This window comes from Pseudomonas vancouverensis (assembly GCF_004348895.1).
In the GTDB taxonomy this organism is placed as follows: Bacteria; Pseudomonadota; Gammaproteobacteria; order Pseudomonadales; family Pseudomonadaceae; genus Aquipseudomonas; species Aquipseudomonas vancouverensis.
The window spans coordinates 44,297-62,911 of sequence record NZ_RRZK01000028.1; the positions used below are offsets into that span (position 1 = coordinate 44,297).

The 18,615-nt window shown below is 60.3% G+C and carries 20 protein-coding genes; 11 read left to right on the plus strand and 9 right to left on the minus strand.

The window, feature by feature from the left end; genetic code table 11:
- Positions 1-92 precede the first annotated feature (92 nt).
- The 3 genes from EIY72_RS19315 to EIY72_RS19325 all read left to right on the plus strand — a co-directional run bounded on the left by EIY72_RS19315 (position 93) and on the right by EIY72_RS19325 (position 3,571).
- Positions 93-1,790, plus strand: a complete 1,698-nt coding sequence (locus EIY72_RS19315) for a copper resistance system multicopper oxidase (RefSeq protein WP_093217831.1) — start codon at positions 93-95, stop codon at positions 1,788-1,790.
- 10 nt (positions 1,791-1,800) lie between these two features.
- Positions 1,801-2,679, plus strand: coding sequence for a copper resistance protein B (locus EIY72_RS19320; protein ID WP_093217828.1), 879 nt, complete (start codon positions 1,801-1,803; stop codon positions 2,677-2,679).
- 130 nt (positions 2,680-2,809) lie between these two features.
- Entirely contained in the window at positions 2,810-3,571 is a 762-nt protein-coding gene (locus tag EIY72_RS19325) for a transporter substrate-binding domain-containing protein (protein ID WP_093230378.1), read from the plus strand.
- A 60-nt stretch (positions 3,572-3,631) separates the two neighbouring features.
- On the opposite strand, the gene EIY72_RS19330 is transcribed toward EIY72_RS19325, so the two are convergent.
- Positions 3,632-3,856, minus strand: coding sequence for a hypothetical protein (locus EIY72_RS19330; RefSeq protein WP_093217826.1), 225 nt, complete (start codon positions 3,854-3,856; stop codon positions 3,632-3,634).
- Between the two features lie 288 nt (positions 3,857-4,144).
- Here EIY72_RS19330 and EIY72_RS19335 point away from each other — a divergent pair, with 288 nt between their 5' ends.
- The 3 genes from EIY72_RS19335 to tal all read left to right on the plus strand — a co-directional run bounded on the left by EIY72_RS19335 (position 4,145) and on the right by tal (position 7,159).
- Positions 4,145-4,894, plus strand: coding sequence for a carbonic anhydrase (locus EIY72_RS19335; protein WP_093217823.1), 750 nt, complete (start codon positions 4,145-4,147; stop codon positions 4,892-4,894).
- Between the two features lie 152 nt (positions 4,895-5,046).
- Positions 5,047-6,042, plus strand: coding sequence for a tRNA dihydrouridine(20/20a) synthase DusA (dusA, locus tag EIY72_RS19340; RefSeq protein WP_093217820.1), 996 nt, complete (start codon positions 5,047-5,049; stop codon positions 6,040-6,042).
- A gap of 190 nt (positions 6,043-6,232) precedes the next feature.
- On the plus strand, positions 6,233-7,159 hold the full coding sequence (gene tal, locus EIY72_RS19345; RefSeq protein ID WP_093217817.1) for a transaldolase: 927 nt from the start codon (positions 6,233-6,235) through the stop codon (positions 7,157-7,159).
- Between the two features lie 90 nt (positions 7,160-7,249).
- Here the strand turns inward: tal and rssC are convergent, their stop codons facing one another.
- Both rssC and rssB read right to left on the minus strand, forming a co-directional pair.
- Complete coding sequence (gene rssC / locus EIY72_RS19350; protein WP_046026968.1) at positions 7,250-7,732, minus strand: anti-sigma factor antagonist RssC; 483 nt, start codon at positions 7,730-7,732, stop codon at positions 7,250-7,252.
- A complete protein-coding gene (gene rssB / locus EIY72_RS19355; RefSeq protein WP_093217814.1) occupies positions 7,732-8,913 on the minus strand; it encodes a two-component system response regulator RssB in 1,182 nt (393 codons plus the stop codon). The genes rssC and rssB overlap by 1 nt, the downstream gene beginning before the upstream one ends.
- Before the next feature lie 274 nt (positions 8,914-9,187).
- Between rssB and EIY72_RS19360 the strand changes: the two genes are divergently transcribed.
- Complete coding sequence (locus EIY72_RS19360) at positions 9,188-9,487, plus strand: PilZ domain-containing protein (RefSeq protein WP_093217811.1); 300 nt, start codon at positions 9,188-9,190, stop codon at positions 9,485-9,487.
- Positions 9,488-9,545: 58 nt separating this feature from the next.
- Here EIY72_RS19360 and EIY72_RS19365 read toward each other — a convergent pair whose 3' ends face one another.
- Positions 9,546-10,232: an MlaA family lipoprotein gene (locus tag EIY72_RS19365; protein ID WP_093217809.1), complete on the minus strand. Its 687-nt coding sequence runs from the start codon at positions 10,230-10,232 to the stop codon at positions 9,546-9,548.
- Between the two features lie 199 nt (positions 10,233-10,431).
- Here EIY72_RS19365 and pcrP point away from each other — a divergent pair, with 199 nt between their 5' ends.
- Together pcrP and EIY72_RS19375 are read left to right on the plus strand one after the other, a co-directional pair.
- On the plus strand, positions 10,432-11,055 hold the full coding sequence (gene pcrP / locus EIY72_RS19370; RefSeq protein WP_093217807.1) for an HAD superfamily inactivated hydrolase PcrP: 624 nt from the start codon (positions 10,432-10,434) through the stop codon (positions 11,053-11,055).
- 109 nt (positions 11,056-11,164) lie between these two features.
- Positions 11,165-11,428: a DUF4404 family protein gene (locus EIY72_RS19375; RefSeq protein ID WP_093217804.1), complete on the plus strand. Its 264-nt coding sequence runs from the start codon at positions 11,165-11,167 to the stop codon at positions 11,426-11,428.
- Between the two features lie 186 nt (positions 11,429-11,614).
- On the opposite strand, the gene queF is transcribed toward EIY72_RS19375, so the two are convergent.
- Together queF and copI are read right to left on the minus strand one after the other, a co-directional pair.
- Positions 11,615-12,445 (minus strand): NADPH-dependent 7-cyano-7-deazaguanine reductase QueF, encoded by an 831-nt coding sequence (gene queF, locus EIY72_RS19380; RefSeq protein ID WP_093217801.1) that lies wholly within the window; start codon positions 12,443-12,445, stop codon positions 11,615-11,617.
- Positions 12,446-12,506: 61 nt separating this feature from the next.
- Positions 12,507-13,043, minus strand: a complete 537-nt coding sequence (gene copI, locus EIY72_RS19385; RefSeq protein WP_093217798.1) for a copper-resistant cuproprotein CopI — start codon at positions 13,041-13,043, stop codon at positions 12,507-12,509.
- A 155-nt stretch (positions 13,044-13,198) separates the two neighbouring features.
- Between copI and EIY72_RS19390 the strand changes: the two genes are divergently transcribed.
- Both EIY72_RS19390 and EIY72_RS19395 read left to right on the plus strand, forming a co-directional pair.
- Positions 13,199-13,879, plus strand: a complete 681-nt coding sequence (locus EIY72_RS19390; RefSeq protein WP_093217796.1) for a heavy metal response regulator transcription factor — start codon at positions 13,199-13,201, stop codon at positions 13,877-13,879.
- Positions 13,879-15,228, plus strand: coding sequence for a heavy metal sensor histidine kinase (locus tag EIY72_RS19395; RefSeq protein WP_093217792.1), 1,350 nt, complete (start codon positions 13,879-13,881; stop codon positions 15,226-15,228). The genes EIY72_RS19390 and EIY72_RS19395 overlap by 1 nt, the downstream gene beginning before the upstream one ends.
- A gap of 65 nt (positions 15,229-15,293) precedes the next feature.
- On the opposite strand, the gene EIY72_RS19400 is transcribed toward EIY72_RS19395, so the two are convergent.
- The 3 genes from EIY72_RS19400 to EIY72_RS19410 all read right to left on the minus strand — a co-directional run bounded on the left by EIY72_RS19400 (position 15,294) and on the right by EIY72_RS19410 (position 18,541).
- Positions 15,294-16,538 (minus strand): lipoprotein-releasing ABC transporter permease subunit, encoded by a 1,245-nt coding sequence (locus EIY72_RS19400; protein WP_093217789.1) that lies wholly within the window; start codon positions 16,536-16,538, stop codon positions 15,294-15,296.
- 61 nt (positions 16,539-16,599) lie between these two features.
- A complete protein-coding gene (gene lolD, locus EIY72_RS19405) occupies positions 16,600-17,283 on the minus strand; it encodes a lipoprotein-releasing ABC transporter ATP-binding protein LolD (protein ID WP_165939612.1) in 684 nt (227 codons plus the stop codon).
- A gap of 7 nt (positions 17,284-17,290) precedes the next feature.
- On the minus strand, positions 17,291-18,541 hold the full coding sequence (locus EIY72_RS19410; RefSeq protein ID WP_093217783.1) for a lipoprotein-releasing ABC transporter permease subunit: 1,251 nt from the start codon (positions 18,539-18,541) through the stop codon (positions 17,291-17,293).
- Positions 18,542-18,615: the final 74 nt, after the last annotated feature.

Here is an 18,615-nt window from a genome sequence, read left to right on the forward strand (position 1 = left end):
GTCAAAACTGTAATCCCCGCCTCAGCCTGCTGAAAGCCACCGCCCTTTAGCCTCGTTGAACATTCAACAGGCTGACGGGCGGAACACTCGGCATGGATTCCCACACTTCACGACGCACCTTCGTCAAAGGCCTGGCCATTGGCGGGTTGCTGAGCGGCACCGGGTTATGGCGCGCACCGGTCTGGGCGGTCAGCAGTCCCGGAGAACAGCAGGTATTGGCCGGCACCGATTTCGACCTGTCCATCGGCGAAATCCCGGTCAATTTCACTGGCAACCCACGCACGGCCATGGCGATCAACGGCGGCATCCCTGGCCCGTTGCTGCGCTGGCGCGAAGGCGACACCGTGACGCTGCGGGTGCGCAACCGGCTCAAGGACAGCACCTCCATCCACTGGCACGGCATCCTCCTGCCGAGCAACATGGACGGCGTGCCGGGCCTGAGTTTCAAAGGCATCGAGCCCGGCGGCATGTATGTCTACCAGTTCCAGGTGCGGCAGAACGGCACTTACTGGTATCACAGCCACTCCGGTTTTCAGGAGCAGGCTGGCGTCTACGGGCCACTGGTGATCGACGCCCGGGAGCCCGAGCCCTTCCAGTACGACCGTGACTACGTGGTGATGCTCAGCGACTGGACCGATGAAGACCCGGTCAGCCTGATGAAAACCCTGAAAAAACAGTCCGACTACTACAACTTTCACAAGCGCACCGTCGGCGACTTCATCGGTGACGTCAGCGACAACGGCTGGGCCGCGACCGTTGCCGACCGCAAGATGTGGGCTGAAATGAACATGAACCCCACCGACCTCGCCGACGTCGGCGGCGCCACCTACACCTACCTCATGAACGGCCAGTCGCCGGAGACCAACTGGACCGGCATCTTCCGCCCGGGCGAAAAACTGCGCCTGCGCTTCATCAACGGCTCGGCCATGAGTTACTTCGACGTGCGCATCCCGGGCCTGAAAATGACCGTGGTCGCCGCCGACGGCCTGCACGTCAAACCGGTGAGCGTCGATGAATTTCGCATCGCCGTGGCCGAGACCTATGACGTGATCGTCGAACCGACCGCAGCGGCCTATACCCTGTTCGCCCAGGCCATGGACCGCAGTGGTTACGCCCGTGGCACCCTCGCCATCAAGCCGGGTTTGACAGCACCGCTTCCGCCTCTCGATCCGCGCCCGCTGGTGACCATGGCCGACATGGGCATGGGTGGTATGGACCACGACAACATGGCAGGCATGGATCACAGCAATATGGCCATGCCCATGATGCAGTCCCATCCAGCGTCGGAAACCGACAACCCGCTGGTGGACATGCAAACCATGAACCCCACGCCCAAACTCGATGACCCCGGCATGGGCCTGCGCAACAACGGACGCCGCGTCCTCACCTACGCCGATCTGCGCAGCACCTTCGAAGACCCGGACGGCCGCGAGCCTGGCCGCACAATCGAACTGCACCTGACCGGGCACATGGAAAAGTTCGCCTGGTCATTCAACGGCGTGAAATTCTCCGGCGCCCAGCCGCTGCGCCTCAAGTACGGCGAGCGCCTGCGCATCGTGCTGGTCAACGACTCCATGATGATGCACCCCATCCACCTGCATGGCCTGTGGAGCGACCTCGAAGACGAAAAGGGCCAATTCATGGTGCGCAAACACACCATCGACATGCCGCCCGGCTCGCGGCGCAGCTATCGGGTCACCGCCGATGCGCTCGGTCGCTGGGCCTACCACTGCCATCTCCTGTACCACATGGAAATGGGCATGTTCCGTGAAGTTCGCGTGGAAGAATGAGGTGCAGAGCATGATTCGATTGAGCCCTTTTATTGCAGCGTTGATGGCCTCGACCACGCTGGCCGCCACTGATGACATGCCAGCCATGGACCACGGCCAGATGAATCATGGCCAGATGCAAGGCATGGATCACAGTCAGATGAGCCACGGCCAGATGCCTGCCACCGCGCCGAGGGAAAGCCGCACGCCGATCCCGCTGCCGACCGCCGCCGATCGCGCCGCCGTCTACGTCGACCCCACTGGCCATCGCGTGCACGACACCGCACTCAACAGCTTTTTCCTCGCCGACAAACTCGAATGGCAGGACGCCGACGATGGCAGCACCCTGGCCTGGGACCTGTCCGGCTGGATCGGCGGCGACATTGATCGCCTGTGGCTGCGCTCCGAGGGTGAGCGCAGCAACGGCGTGACCGAAGACGCGGAAATCCAGGCGTTGTGGGGCCACGCCATTTCCCCTTGGTGGGACCTGGTCGGCGGCGTACGCCAAGACTTCAAACCCGGCGCTCCACAAACCTGGGCCGCGTTCGGCGTGCAGGGCATGGCGCTGTACAACTTCGAAGCCGAAGCCACGGCCTTCATTAGCGAAGCCGGCCAGAGTGCGCTGCGACTGCAAGGCGACTACGACATCCTGCTGAGCCAACGGCTGATCCTGCAACCCAGCGCAGAACTCAATGCTTACGCCAACAACGACCCGCAGCGCGGCATCGGCGCCGGGCTGTCGAACATCGAAGCGGGCCTGCGCCTGCGTTACGAAATCCGCCGGGAGTTCGCGCCATACGTTGGCGTGAGCTGGAACCGCGCGTTTGGCAACACCGCCGATTACATTGCCGAAGAAGGCGAAGATTCCAGCGAAGCCCGCCTGGTGCTTGGGGTGAGGATGTGGTTCTGAAGGAAGTGAAAAGAGTGGGTGAAAGCAATACTCATTTCTCAAATCAGTGAATGTTTCACTACACTGCCTTCCTTCACCACCACCTCTGCACATAAGCCTGATAACAATGAAGAACATCAACAGAGCAATGATGCTCGGCGGCTTGCTCACCCTCGCCTGCGGCGCCCAGGCAGACCCTTCGCACCTGGACAGTGTCATGCAAGCGGGTCAGCTGCGCGTTTGCACCACCGGTGACTACAAGCCCTACACGATCAAATCGGAAAACGGCGAATACGCCGGCATCGACGTCGCCATGGCCCGCTCCCTGGCCGAGAGCCTCGGCGTCAAGGTCGAATGGGTGCCCACCACCTGGAAAACCCTGATGCCCGACATGCTCGCCGGCCAGTGCGACATCGCCATGGGCGGCATCTCGGTGACCCTCGAACGCCAGAAAAAAGCCTTCTTCAGCACGATGCTGGACGTCGACGGCAAGATTCCCCTGGTGCGCTGCGAAGACCAGGCGCTGTACCAGACCGTCGAACAGATCAACCAGCCCGCGGTGCGCGTGGTTGAACCTGCCGGTGGCACCAACGAAGCGTTCGTCCATGCCTACCTGCCCCAGGCGCAATTGCAGCTGCGCGACAACATCAGCATCTTCCAGGAGCTGCTCGATAAAAAAGCCGACGTGATGATCACCGACGCTTCCGAAGCGCTGTACCAGCAGAAACTCAAACCGGGCCTGTGCGCCGTCAACCCGACGCACGCCCTGCAATACGGCGAAAAAGCCTACCTGCTGCCCCGCGACGACATCACCTGGAAGCTCTACGTCGATCAATGGCTGCACCTGGCCAAGGCCAACGGCAGCTACCAGAAAATCCTGCGCCAATGGCTGGCGGTGCCGGAAGCGAAGTAGCGAATTTCGCGCACAAAAAAGGGCGTCCCGAGGGACGCCCTTTTTTATACCGCTCGCGCATCAGTCGTCGTGCAGCAACCCGGAACCGTACTCGCCAAAGCTGTTGCCCAACGCGTTACCGTGGAAATTCATCTGCTTGCCACTGTTCGTCGGCCCCGGACCAAAACCGGCCGGCGCCACGGAATCAACGGAGTAATCGTTGCGGGCGCTCACGCCCGAACCCGAACAGGCGCTCAACAACACAGCAGCGGCCACCAGCGAAACTTTGACGAGGTTAGCGATCATTTTTGACTTCCTGTGGAGTTGAGGCGCGGGGAGATGATCTTTTGTGTGTTTATCCTAGGCGTCGCGGGGGCGAAACATCATGAAACTTATCGGCACGACAGCTTGGGTTCAGCTCTGGCGTTGAACCGTTGAACTCACTGAACACGCCACTTTCACCTCCCGAAACAATTGAAATCCCCCATGAATACGCGCCAACAAAAACTGGTTACGTATTTAGCTTGGCCATTGGCACCCAAACACTTTGAACATGCGCGGCATTTTTCAATAACTGCCAACAGGCCCTTTGCCATGTGTTCAAACCCGGAATCACCCACGCCTCCGTCTTTCAATGGCCGCCGCAGCTTTCTGCGTCTGGCAGGCATCGGAATCGGTGCAGCAGCCCTGTCGGGTATCGTGTCCGTCAAACCCGCTCACGCCGCACCGGTCGCCGCGCCACCAAAACCACAAAACGCGATCACCCCTGATCAGGCGCTAGAGCGGCTGATTGCCGGCAACACCCGCTACATCCAGGGCGTAACCCAGCGGCAAAACTTCCTTCCGGAACGTGCAGCCCTCGTCGAAGGGCAAAATCCATTCGCAGCAGTATTGAGCTGCGCCGACTCACGAATTGCGCCTGAATATGCCTTCGATACGGGACGAGGAGATCTATTTGCCGTGCGAGTCGCCGGCAACTTCATGACCACCGACGGCCTGGCCAGCCTCGAATACGCGGTCGCCGTCTTGGGCACGCCGCTGCTGGTGGTACTGGGGCATGAACGCTGCGGCGCGGTTGCCGCCGGAGTCAAGTCGGTCAAGGAAAACGCCGTGTTTCCGGGCCAGATCCAGAGCCTGGCGACAGCCCTTGAGCCGTCGGTACGTAAGGTTCTCGAGAAGCCGGGTGATTTGCTGGAAAACGCTATCACGCAAAACGTCATGGATACCGCTGCAAATCTTCTGAAGTCATCGGATCTGTTGAAAGAAGCGGTGGAGCAGAAGCGATTGAAGATCGTAGGCGGGGTTTATCGTCTTGATAGCGGTGAGGTCAGGTTCATCGTTTAACTCGCCATGGAAAGCGGAGCTCTGGTCGTTCAGATCCGCTTATCCCTTGCTCTACAGGCTCACCGAGCACCTTCCATAAGCTCGGGCAAACCTCATAGCCCCAACCCTGATAAACTCCCCCACCTCCCAGCCTCACCGATTCCAGATCCCCCATGTCCATCACCACCGCCACACCCGCCCCGCTCTCGCGTCGTTTTTCCGTTGCTCCGATGATGGATTGGACAGACCGCCACTGCCGGTTCTTCCTGCGCCTACTCTCGAAAAACGCCCTGCTCTACACCGAAATGGTCACCACCGGTGCCTTGCTCAACGGTGATCACGAGCGTTTCCTGCGTCATAACGAGGCTGAGCACCCGTTGGCGTTGCAGCTGGGTGGCAGTGTGCCGCTGGATCTGGCGGCCTGTGCGCGTATGGCGCAGGAGCATGGGTATGACGAGGTGAACCTGAATGTTGGCTGCCCGAGTGATCGGGTGCAGAACAATATGATTGGTGCGTGCCTGATGGGGCATCCGCAGTTGGTGGCTGATTGTGTGAAGGCGATGCGTGATGCGGTGTCCATTCCGGTGACGGTCAAGCATCGGATCGGCATCAATGGGCGCGACAGCTATGAAGAACTGTGTGATTTCGTTGGCACGGTGCGCGATGCCGGCTGCACCAGTTTTACCGTGCATGCGCGGATTGCGATTCTGGAAGGTCTGTCGCCGAAAGAGAACCGTGACATTCCGCCCCTGCGGTATGACGTGGCGGCGCAGTTGAAGGCAGATTTTCCGGAGCTGGAGATCATTCTCAACGGCGGGATCAAGTCGCTGGAGGCCTGCCACGAGCATCTGCAGACGTTCGACGGTGTGATGCTGGGCCGTGAGGCGTATCACAACCCCTATGTGATGGCTGAGGTGGATCAGCAGTTGTTCGGCAGCACGGCGCCGGTGATCAGCCGTGCCGAGGCGCTGGCGCAATTGCGGCCTTATATCGCCGCGCACATTGATGCCGGTGGTTCGATGCACCATATCACCCGCCATGTCCTGGGCCTGGGCACCGGGTTTCCGGGGGCGCGCAAGTTCCGCCAGCTGTTGTCGGTGGATATTCACAAGGCGAAGGACCCGCTGGCGTTGCTGGATCAGGCAGCGGCCTTGCTTGAAGGGCGCTGACGGTCAGTCGCATTGAACCTGCGGGGCATTTGGGCATCGTATTCTTCGATAGCTTTTTCACCACCAAGCCCCGCCTTTCAAACAGCCGTTTTCAGGTTGTTGCCCCAGGGGCCGTCGATACACGCACGCGCCCTTGAGTGGCTGTCAGCGCTCGGGTAATGTCTTCAGACCCATAGGACAGAGCACGCCCATGACTTCCAAGCTGGAACAACTCAAACAGATGACCACCGTGGTTGCCGACACCGGCGACTTCGAAGCTATCGCTCGCGTCAAACCCGTGGACGCCACCACCAACCCTTCCCTGTTGCTCAAGGCCGCCGCCATCCCTGCGTATGCCGAGCTGCTCAACGCCAGCGTGCGCGACTGCAAGGGCGACGTGGGCCTGGCCAGCGACCGTTTTGGCGTTGCCGTGGGTCAGGAAATCCTCAAAGTGATTCCGGGGCGTATTTCTACCGAAGTCGATGCGCGCCTGTCGTTCGACAGCGACGCCATGCTCAAGCGTGCCCATCGCCTGATCGAGCTGTACGACAAAGCCGGCATCGGCCGTGACCGCGTATTGATCAAGATCGCCTCCACCTGGGAAGGCATCCGCGCCGCCGAGATCCTCGAGAAGGAAGGCATCCAGACCAACCTGACCCTGCTGTTCTCGTTCGCCCAGGCCGCTGCCTGTGCCGACGCCGGGGTATTCCTGATTTCGCCGTTCGTGGGCCGTATCTACGACTGGTACAAGAAAGCCAACGGCAACGACTACACCGGCGCCGATGATCCGGGCGTGCAGTCGGTGACGCGCATCTACAACTACTACAAGGCCAATGACTACAAGACCGTGGTCATGGGTGCGAGCTTCCGTAACCTGGGGCAGATCGAGCAACTGGCCGGCTGCGATCGCCTGACCATCAGCCCGGACCTGATCGACAAACTGGCGGCCGATACCGGCAAGCTGGAACGCAAACTGTCCCCAGGCCACGCTGGTGAAGCGCGCCTGAGCCTCAATGAGTCGCAATTCCGCTGGTTGTCCAACGAAGATGCGATGGCGACCGAGAAGCTGGCGGAAGGCATTCGTCAGTTTGCGCGGGATCAGGAGAAGCTTGAGGCGCTGCTGCAAGCCAAGCTGTGATTTGAGTTAGCGCAATGCAAAAAGGGCGAACCTTGGTGGATTCGCCCTTTTTTGTGTGCACCTGATTACTTGTGGCGAGGCGTTCAGCGATCAATGCCGCTCGAGCGCATTTACCAGGTCGTGGAAGGCTTCGCGGTTGGAGTCGTTCAGGCCCATGAGGATCTTGTGCGCTTCGAGCACCTTGATCCGCACCACTTCCTCGGACTGATCCTGATCAGGCAGGTCGTCCAGGCACTCAGGGCACGGCACAGGCTGGTCAACGATGTTGAACACCTGCTCGAAGCCCATGGACTCCAGCAACCGCGTGATGTCTTCGTGGGTGGTGACGACGGTCGGCAACAGGCCGACCTTCTGCCGCGACAGGATCGACAGTTTGGCCAGCAGGCCAAGGGTGGTGCTGTCGATGCTGCGGGTTTCGGTCAGGTCGATCACGATCGCGTTGAAATTCAACGCGGTGAAGATCCGATCAATAGTCGCATCCAACGCCGAACACAGGGTCAGGCGAACTTCACCGACGAACTTCAGGACGAAGGTGCCGTCCTGCTCGGCGAACTGGATTCTACCGGTACTCATTAAAGATTCCTGCTCAACACCAACAGGGCGATATCATCCGGCATCTCCCCTAGCGTGGCCAATCCGAAAACCTGCCGCAGCCCATCCAGGGTGCCGCCCGCAGCCTTGACCCGTTGGGGCAACGCCGCTTCTTTCTCTTTGAGTGTGGGTTCTGGCAAAAGGTCCAGAATGCCATCAGACATCAGCGTCAGGCTGAAGGTCGGCGGCAGCTCCAGCACGTGATCTTCGTAGGTGGCTTCGTTGAAGAGGCCCACCGGCAGACCACGCCCTTCCAGATAACGAACACTGTCGGGTGTGTACAACACTGGCAACGGCAAATGACCACCGATGCTATAGGTCAACAAACCTGTCTCCTCGTCGATGACTCCACCGACCATTGTGACGTGTTTACCCAGCTTACAACTGATCAGCCCCCGGTTGATATGACCAAGGACTTCCGATGGCTTGAATTCCGGCAACGTGCCGCTGCGTTTGGACTCGAACAGCAGGCGCGTGGTCATGAATTTCAGCAGCACGGTCACGAAGGCTGAAGAGGCGCCGTGACCGGAAACATCCGCCAGGTAAAACGCGACCCGGCGCTCGTCGACCCGAAAATAGTCGACAAAATCACCCGACAGGTACAACGACGGGATGATCTGGTGAGCAAACTTGAACTCGTCGATGGCCCACGGACTGCCCGGCAACATGTTCATCTGCACCTGGCGACCGGCGTTCTGGTCTTCCTGGAGCAGGTTCAGGCTGGCGGCGAGCTCGCGGTTGGCCTTTTCCAGCTTCTCGCGGTAGCGCTGGTTTTCCAGCAGCAGACGCGCTCGATCCAGGGCCCGGCGCACGGAGTGCTCGAGCACGGCCAGGTCTTCGAGAGGCTTGATCAGGTAGTCCGCCGCGCCCAGGCGCAACGCCTCGACCGCATCGTTCATCACGCCGGCACCGGAAACTACGATGACCGGTGTCTGCGGTGACAGCTCGGTCACCTGGCGAATGAGTTCGAGTCCGCCCATCTGCGGCATGCGCAGATCGCAGATGACCAGATCGGGCTTGTCTTGCTCGAATACCTGAAGACCTTGCTGGCCGTTGCTGGCCTGCAGGACGCTGAAACCACTGTCTTCCAAATAGGCGGCGAGGCTCGCGCGCACTACTTCGTCATCATCGATTATCAGCAGCGTGGCACTGGTTTTTGGCATGTGGGCAAACGGCGCCAGAATTAGGTTGGCGTAGTGGTCAGGTTTTTACCTGGTTCTCACTACTGGATTCGCTTTCTAGCCTCTCTGTTGCACCGCTTTCGGGCATTCGCCCTACACACAGGTACACCAGAGGTGCCCTTCTAAGGCGCAGACGGTACTCCCATCCGCGGGGCGTTTCAAGCTCACGCCGATGGTCGCTTGACGTCTTTACTTGTGAAATGACCGGGAGTTATAAGAACAGGCAAATCCGTAACCCAATGGAAGGATCGAACCCATGAGTCAAACCGGTCGGGACTACAGTGAAAAGCGCGATTTCATCCGCATGCGCGTCGATGCCGATGTGTTGCTGATTCATGAGGGGGATGAGGTGCAAGGCGTCTGCATCGACCTTTCCAGCAGTGGCATGCAGCTTGAGGCACCCCGTCAGTTCAAGGTGGGTGACCGGCTCAATGTCCGTATCGATTCCGACCACGCGGCGCTCAAGGGCCTGGAGGCCGATACCGAGGTGGTCTGGGTGAAGGCGCAGGATCAGGGCAACCAGAAACTCGGCCTTACAATCCTGAAGATGAGATAACGCTTTTCAATACGAAAAAGGCGACCCGAGGGTCGCCTTTTCAGTTTATCGGTCGAGATTAAAAATCGTCCTCGACCTTGCCGTCCTTGACCTTGAATTCGCGGTTCTGCAAGTAGGCATTGCGGATGAAGGTGTATTTGTCGCCGGTGATCAGCTTCTCGCTCGACAGCAGGTTGGCACGGGTGTCAACGACATCCAGAGCGAAGAACGAGTTGCGCACGGCCACATCGTCTTCATAGCGGTACGGGCCGGTGAAGGAGTCGACATATTTCGACGGCGCATCACGCAGGGTGCTCGGGCCAAGGAACGGCAGCATCACGTAAGGACCGCTGCCGACACCCCAGTAGCCGAGGGTCTGGCCGAAGTCTTCGTCGTTGCGCTGCAGGCCCATGTGGGTGCCGACGTCAATCAGGCCCAACAGGCCGAAGGTGGTGTTGAAAATGATCCGTGCAGTGTCAACGCCCGCAGCGCGCGGCTTGGCCTGCAACAGGTCGTTGGCGAGGTTGCGCACGTCGCCGATGTTGCGGAAGAAGTTGTGCACGCCGTCCTGGGCGAACTGCGGCGTCACGTACTGGTAGCCCTGGGCCAGAGGTTTCAGGGCATAGGTATCAATGACATCGTTGAATTTGAAAATCGGGCGGTTGACGCTCTCCCAAGGATCTTCTTCCGTCGCCGCCTGTGCAACGAACGGAACCAGCAGGCTGGCGCATACACAAATCCTGGCTAGATGATTGCTCCAGCGCATAAAAAAACTCCTTGGTAGGTACTGGAACGGGCACGGAGGCCGTTCAACAAGCTGGCAAGTATAAGACGTAAACGCCGTTTAAGGCACATTGCACGAATCACACTCGTATGGAATCGCGCCAATTGTGAGGCATTCACATCCGTGTCACTCAACTGTCACCGTGATTCGCTAGCCTCGACGCTATTTCAGGGATGTAGATATGCCACGCGCCGAAGCTCTGCCCCAAACCGCCCCCAGCCTGACGGCAGTACTGTTCGGACTCAGTGGCTGCCTGGTGGATTTCGGCGCGCGCACTCACCGCCAAGGCGCGCATGCCGTAGAGCATGCCGACGTCACGCCCGGCGCGCTGGACAGCCTGCACAGCCTGCAGCGCCAGCAAATTCCCTGCGCCTGGCTCGATGAGCTCCCGCCTGCCGTCAGTCACTCCCTGGCCGTCGCCCTGCCGGACTGGATCAAGCCGTCGCAACATCTAGCAACAATCAATCAACCATGGCCGGCACCGAACGCCTGCTGGCAAGCGCTGATGACCTTGAACGTCGAACGCCTGGACGGCTGTGTGCTGGTCAGCGGCGAACCGCGGCTGCTGCAATCAGGCCTCAACGCCGGATTGTGGACCATTGGCCTGGCGTCCTGCGGCTCGCTGTGCGGGCTTTCCCCTGAAGAATGGCAAGCCTTGACCCAGCAGGAACGGGAAATCAAACGCGGAAAGGCTACGTTGCAACTGTTCAATCTGGGCGTGCATTCGGTCATCGACCATCTTGGTGACCTCGATACCTGCCTGGCAGACATCAGCCTGCGTCGCCTCAAGGGCGAAAAGCCCTGACCGGGATCAAGCAGGTTGCGCGCGAGTGGATTAATCTAAAGGTCAGCCATAGACCTTTGGACCGTCGCTGCGGTCTATGCCAGTGCCTATCGATAAAAGGAAGAACGCCATGCCTGCCCGCGAACTGCAAGAACAGCTCAATGCCCTGCGCGAGCAATTGGAACAGAATCCTCCGCTCTCCGAAGCAGAGCGCGAAGACCTGCATGCGCTTATGCAACAAATCGAACTCGAGCTTGAGTTAGAAACCAAAACCAAGGACGTCAACCTGGCCGATAACGTCAATCTGGCCGTCGAACGCTTCGAACTCGAACACCCAACCCTCGCCGGCACCTTGCGCCAAATCGGCCAAGCCCTGCACAGCATGGGCATCTGATAGCACCTGAAACGAAAAAGCCCTGCCAGCGATGGCAGGGCTTTTTCATTGGCACATCGGGCCATGCAACCCCTTGTGGGAGCGAGCTTGCTCCGGGCGGCGATCCGACGATGAGGTCGGCACATCCAACATTAATGTTGACTGACACTCCGCCATCGCGAGCATGCTCGCTCCTACAAGATCGGCTTATTGACGGACCAGGCGATGGTTCGGCAATTGCGCTTCTTCGGTGCTGCGATACGGGTTGATGTCCAGCCCGCCACGGCGCACGTAACGCGCATACACCGTCAGTTTCTCCGGCTTCAGCAAGCGCTGCAGGTCGAGGAAGATCCGCTCCACACACTGCTCATGGAAGTCCGAGTGCTGGCGGAAGCTGACGATGTACTCCAGCAGGCTTGCATGATCCAACGCCGCGCCACGGTATTCCACTGTCACGCTGCCCCAGTCCGGCTGGCTGGTCACCGGGCAGTTGGATTTGAGCAGGTGGCTGTGCACGCTCTCCTCAACGATGCGCGATGGATCGCAACGCAGCAGTTCCGGGCGCGGATGCTCGTAGTTGCTGACGCTGATATCCAGATCATCGATGCACACGCCCGGCAAGGCCACGACACCCTCGGCCTCGACGTCCTTGAGGCTGCGAACACGCACGCCCACCGGCTTGCCGGCGGCGGCCGACAGGTCCTTGACCAGCGTCGCCTCCAGGCTTGCGGTGTCGGCAAACGGCGTCTGGTTCAGGGAGTTGAGGTACAGCTTGAACGACTTCGATTCGATGATGTTCGGCGAATCTGCCGGGATACTGAACTCGCCGATCGCCACCACTGGCTTGCCCGACGGCAACAACCAGGACAGCTCGAAGCAGTTCCAGAAATCCACACCCTTGTAAGGCAGGGTTTCCGCCGTCAGGCCCAACTCGGCCCATTTGGCAGTGCGTGGAATCGGGAACAGCAACGATGGCGTGTAAGTAGCAATGTATTCGCTGGACTTGCCCAGCGGCGAATGTTCGGCTGCGGGATGCATGGCGGAAACCTGACTGAAGAATCAGCCGATTCTATCAGCCTTTGCTCGCGTCTTTGAGTGCTTACTGACTGACCGTCAGTTTGCCGACCATACCAGCCTGATAGTGCCCCGGGATGTTGCAGGCGAATTCGAGGTTGGTCGCCTTGCTGAAGGTCCAGGTCAACTCGGCGGTTTTGCCCGGTTCGACCAGCACGCTGTTCGGGTCGTCATGCTTCATGCCGTGATCCATCTTGCTGTGGTCCATGCCCGCCATGGCGCCATGATCCATGGATTTCATGCCGGTAGGCGTGAGCATGCCGCTCTGCTGCATCTGCAACATTTCCTGCTGGTGCCGGGCATGCATCGCCGCGTCACCCAGGTTGAACTCATGCAGCAACTGGCCCTTGTTCACCAGCACAAAACGCACGGTCTCCCCGGCCTTGACGTCGATGGCCTTTGGCGTGAAGGACATGTCGCCCATGACCACTTCCACACTGCGGGTCGCCTTGGCGGCCGGTGCGGGTTGGCCGAAATCGTAGGTGTGCCCGGCATCGGCCCACACCGGCGAGCTCAGCGTCAGCAAACAAGCGATCTGCACCAGGGATTTGCGTAAAAACATTGTCGTACTCCAACAAGATAAGGCTCAGCGTGGGAAAAACTCTAAACTGTCGCCACTGCCCGCAACCTGACAGCCAGATTACAACTTTGTCAGCTTGGCCTCTATCAAGGCCGCCCACGGTATAAAGCGTTCGTTCCATTTACCCAGAGTCGCCCATGAAACTGCTGATCGTCGAAGACCAAGCGAAAACCGGCCATTACCTGCGCCAGGGCCTGGCCGAGGCCGGGTTCAACACGGAACTGGTGGCGGATGGCAGCAGCGGCCAGCAACTGGCGCTCAGCGGCGATTACGCCCTACTGATCCTCGATGTGATGCTGCCCGGTCGCAGTGGCTGGCAGATCCTGCAAGCGGTGCGCAGTGCCGGTCTCGATACGCCGGTGTTATTTCTCACGGCGCGGGATGCCGTGGAAGACCGGGTTCACGGCCTTGAGCTGGGTGCCGACGACTATCTGGTCAAACCCTTTGCCTTCTCCGAGTTGCTCGCTCGGGTGCGCAGCCTGTTGCGCCGGGGCAGTGGTACGCCCCAGGAAACCAGCCTGCAACTGGCCGACCTGCGTCTGGACCTGATTCGCCGGCGCGTCGAGCGCAGCGGCCAGCGCATCGACCTGACCGCCAAGGAGTTCGCCCTGCTGGAAATGCTCCTGCGGCGCCAGGGTGAAGTGCTGCCCAAATCGTTGATCGCCTCGCAGGTCTGGGACATGAATTTCGACAGCGACACCAATGTCATAGAAGTGGCGATCCGCCGTCTGCGCCTGAAAATCGATGATGATTTCCCCAACAAACTGATCCACACCGTGCGCGGCATGGGTTACGTGCTTGAAGAGCGCCCCGCCTGATGCACCGGTTATCCCTGAGCAGTCGCCTGGCACTGCTGTTTGCCGCCTGCACCGCGGTGGTTTCGCTGTTTGCCGGGGTGTTGTTCAGCCGCGCCAGCGAGGCGCACTTCATTGAGCTTGATCAGCAATTGCTCGACGGCAAGTTGATGACCTTGCGCCGGGCACTGCCTGAGCTTCAGTCGAATGAGCGCGAAGTGAAACTGCCCGATGAACTCATTCGCCAGGCCGATCTGTCCTTGCGCATCAGCGGCAGCGATGGGCAGCGCTGGTTCGACAGCTCGGCGCAGCTGCCAGAGCAACTGCCACAACAACCCGGCCTGTCGACACTGAGCCACGACGGCACCGACTACCGCGTCTTGCGTGCGCCGTTGTACCCGGAAAAAGCCGACTCACCGCAGCTGACCCTGCTGCTGGATATCACCCACCACCAACACTTCCTGCAGCGTATGCAGCATCTGATCTGGCTGACCGTGGGCCTGTCGGCACTGGCCACCGCTCTGCTCGGCGCCTGGTCGGCACGCAGCGGGTTGCGCCCTTTACGGCGGATCAGTGCGCTGGCCAGCGGTGTCTCCGCACAATCGCTGAACTCACGACTGCCCGAAGAAAACATGCCGCCGGAACTGGCGGAGATGGCTCACAACTTCAATGCCATGCTCGGCCGCCTCGACGATTCTTTTCAACGGCTATCGGCCTTCTCCGCCGACATTGCCCATGAACTGCGCACGCCGCTGTCAAACCTGCTGACCCACACTCAGGTCACCCTGACCCGCCCTCGCCCCCTCGAGGACTACCGCGAAGCGTTGCACAGCAACCTCGAAGAACTGCAATGGATGGCGCAACTGGTCAACGACATGCTGTACCTGGCCAAATCCGATCACGGCTTGTTGATGCCCAAGCGCGAATCGCTGGAACTGGCGGCGGAAGCGGACCTGTTGCTGGAGTTTTTTGCGCCCCTGGCGGAAGACGCGCAGGTGACACTGAACCGCGAGGGCAATGCGCGCATTGAGGGCGACCGCAGCATGTTGCGGCGAGCGCTGTCCAACCTGCTGGACAATGCCCTGCGCTTTACACCGGCTGAAGGTGAGGTTCGGGTCAGGATGCAGGAACGAGCGGACGGCCTGAGCCTGAGCGTCGAGAACTCGGGACACGGCATCGATCCGCAGCTGTTGCCGCGCCTGTTCGATCGTTTCTACCGTGCCGACCCGGCGCGACGTGAGGGCAGCAGTGAGCACGCAGGGTTGGGGTTGGCGATTACCCAGTCGATCATCCGCGCCCACGGCGGACAGATTCGTTGCGAATCGGAATGCGGGTGGACGCGGTTTGTGATTGAGTTACCGAAGAGAGATTGAGGCCGGCTGTTCCGGCCTCTTCGTCGGATCTCCGGGCGGCGATCCGACGAAGGCGATGTAACGGCTTATGAATACCGCAGCGCGTGAGCCGGCTCGATCTTCGCCGCGCGCCAGGCCGGGTAGACGGTGGCCAGGAAACTCAGGACAAAGCCCGCCGAACAGATCAGCACCACATCTCCTGCCTGCAACTGCGATGGCAGGTTGCTGACGAAATACACATCGGAACTGAAGATGTGCTGCCCGGTGACCCGCTCGATCCAGCCGACCATTTCACTGACGTTGAGCGCAGCAATCACCCCCAAAACGCCGCCGATCAACGTGCCGACAATGCCGATCACCGTGCCCTGCACCATGAAGATCGCCATGATCTGCCGTGGTGTGGCGCCGATGGTGCGCAGGATCGCGATGTCCGCGCCCTTGTCGTTTACGACCATTATCAGGGTCGCGATGATGTTGAACGCCGCCACGGCGACGATCATCAGCAACAGCAGGCCGATCATGGTCTTTTCCATCTTCATCGCGCTGAACAGGCTGCCCTGGGTATGGGTCCAGTCGTCCGCCTTGTAGGCCGTGCCGAGGCTTGCGGCGATATCGCTCGAGACTTTCGGTGCGGCATACAGGTCCTTCACCGCCAGACGCACACTCTGCACCTGATTCGGCTGCCAGTGCTGCATCTGCGCAGCGTCGGCCATATTGATCAGTGCCATCGAACCGTCCAGCTCGGCACCGACCTTGAACACACCCACCACATTCAAACGTTGCATGCGCGGGGTGATGCCACCCGGAGCGGTGCTGACTTCCGGCACGATCAGGGTGATCTTGTCGCCTACGTTCAAACGGAAGCGCCGCGCCGTGATCTCGCCGATCACCACGCCGAACTCACCCGGCTTCAAGTCTTCCAGGCTGCCCTGGACGATGTGCTTGGCGACGATCGACACCTGACCTTCCAGCGCCGGATCAACGCCGCTGACCTGGATCGGCTGCATCGAGCCCTTGTAGGACAGCATGCCTTCCATCTCGGTGAACGGCACCGCCGCCGTCACTTCCGGGTTTTTCATCGCGGCCGCGGCCACCGGTTGCCAGTCGTCAATCGGGTTGACGCCGACGATGGTGGCGTGGGGCACCATGCCAAGGATGCGCGAGCTCATCTCGCGCTGAAAGCCGTTCATCACCGACAACACCACGATCATCGCCAGCACGCCGAGGGCGAGGCCGATCATCGAGGTCATCGAGATGAAGGAGACAAAGCGGTTGCGCCGCTTGGCTCGGGTGTAGCGTGCGCCGATAAAGATCGATAACGGTCTGAACATTCGCTGGGGCACCGTATAAGAATAAAAGACCCGCTGCCCTTGCAGGCAGCGGGTTTCAGCGTCAGATGGGGTTCAGCGTACCTTCCTGCAAATGCAGGACGCGGTCCATCTGACGGGCCAGGTTCATGTCGTGGGTCACCACCAGGAACGCCGTGCGCATCGAGGTGCTCAGTTCCAGCATCAAATCCTGAATGCCCTGGGCGGTGTGCGAGTCGAGGTTGCCGGTCGGCTCATCGAGCATCACCAGCCCGGGCTTGTTCACCAGGGCGCGGGCGATGGCCACACGCTGGCGTTCACCACCGGACAGTTCCGCCGGCTTGTGCTCAAGACGATGGCCCAGCCCTACCCGCTCCAGCAAGGCCGTGGCACGTTGGCGCGCTTCCGGGATGGCGGTCTTGCCGATCAGCAGCGGCATGCAGACGTTTTCCAGCGCGGTGAATTCCGGCAGCAGGTGGTGGAACTGGTAAACGAAGCCGAGGGAGCGGTTACGCAGCAGGCCACGCTTTTTCTCGCTGAGCGCCGACAGTTCTTCGCCGTCGAGCCAGACGCTGCCCTTGGTTGGCGTGTCGAGACCGCCCAGCAGGTTGAGCAAGGTACTTTTGCCCGAACCCGAGGTACCGACGATCGCCACACGCTCGCCCGGGTGCAACTCCAGTTGCAGGCCGGCCAACACTTCCACCGACTCCGGGCCTTCCTCGTAGGATTTACCCAGGTTGCGGCAGCTCAAGATTGCTTTATCACTCATGCCCGACTCACTCATAACGTAGCGCCTCCGCAGGCTGGGTGCGCGCAGCACGCCAGGCTGGATACAGGGTGGCGAGGAAACTCAGGACCAACGCAGCGGAGCAGACCATCACGACGTCCTGGCTCTGCACCTGCGACGGTAGGTAATCGATGAAGTACACGTCGGCGTTGAGGAATTTATGGCCGATCAAGCCTTCGAGGGCGGAAATCGCCGAACTGACGTTCAACGCGGCGAATATACCCACCACGGCACCGATGGCCGTGCCGACAACGCCAATCACCGTACCCTGCACCATGAACGTGCGCATGATGGTGCCCGGCGTGGCGCCGAGGGTCCTCAGGATGGCGATGTCGCCCTTCTTGTCGTTGACCACCATCACCAGCGTCGAAATGATGTTGAACGCCGCCACGGCGACGATCAGCAGCAACAGCAGGCCGATCATGGCTTTTTCCATGCGGATCGCCTGATACAGGTTGCCGTGGGTGCGGGTCCAGTCGCGGGCGTAGTAATGGTCTTCACCCAGGTCACGGGCAATGGTCCACGCGGTGCGCGGCGCCTGGAACAGGTCGTCGAACTTCAGGCGCAGGCCCTGGACCTGATCCGGCTTCCAGCGGTGCAGTCGCGCCAGGTCCTGAAGGTTGGTCACCCCCAGATAGCCGTCCAGCTCGCCAGCGCCGACATGGAAGATGCCGACCACGGTAAAACGCTTCATTCGCGGGAACATCCCGGCCGGGGTCACGGTGACTTCCGGCGCGACGAACGTCAGCTTGTCGCCAATGCTTGCGCCGAGCTTGGCCGCGGCCTTGTCGCCGATGACGATGCCGAACTCACCCGGCACCAGGTCGTCGAGCTTACCCTGCTGCATGAAGTGGTCGATGATCGACACCTGACGCTCCAGCGCCGGGTCAATGGCATTGAGCAGGACTTTGGAGACCTTGCCGTTGTTGGTCAGCAAACCCTGCATTTGCGTAAACGGCGCCACCGCCGTCACCTGCGGGTTCTGCTTGACCTTGGCGGCCAGGCTTTGCCAGTCGCTGATCGGCTCGCCGGACTCGATGGTCGCGTGGGGCACCATGCCCAGCACGCGGGTGCGCATCTCATGATCGAAGCCGTTCATCACCGACAGCACCACGATCATCACGACCACGCCAAGGGCGAGCCCGATCATCGAAGTCAGGGAAATGAAGGACACAAAATGATTGCGACGCTTTGCACGGGTATAACGCGTGCCGATAAATACGAAGAGAGGTCTGAACATGTCGGGGCTTGTTCGGAGGGAAAAGGAACGTCCTTGTGGCGGGGGTCGATAACCAGCTTTACACTCAGACCACC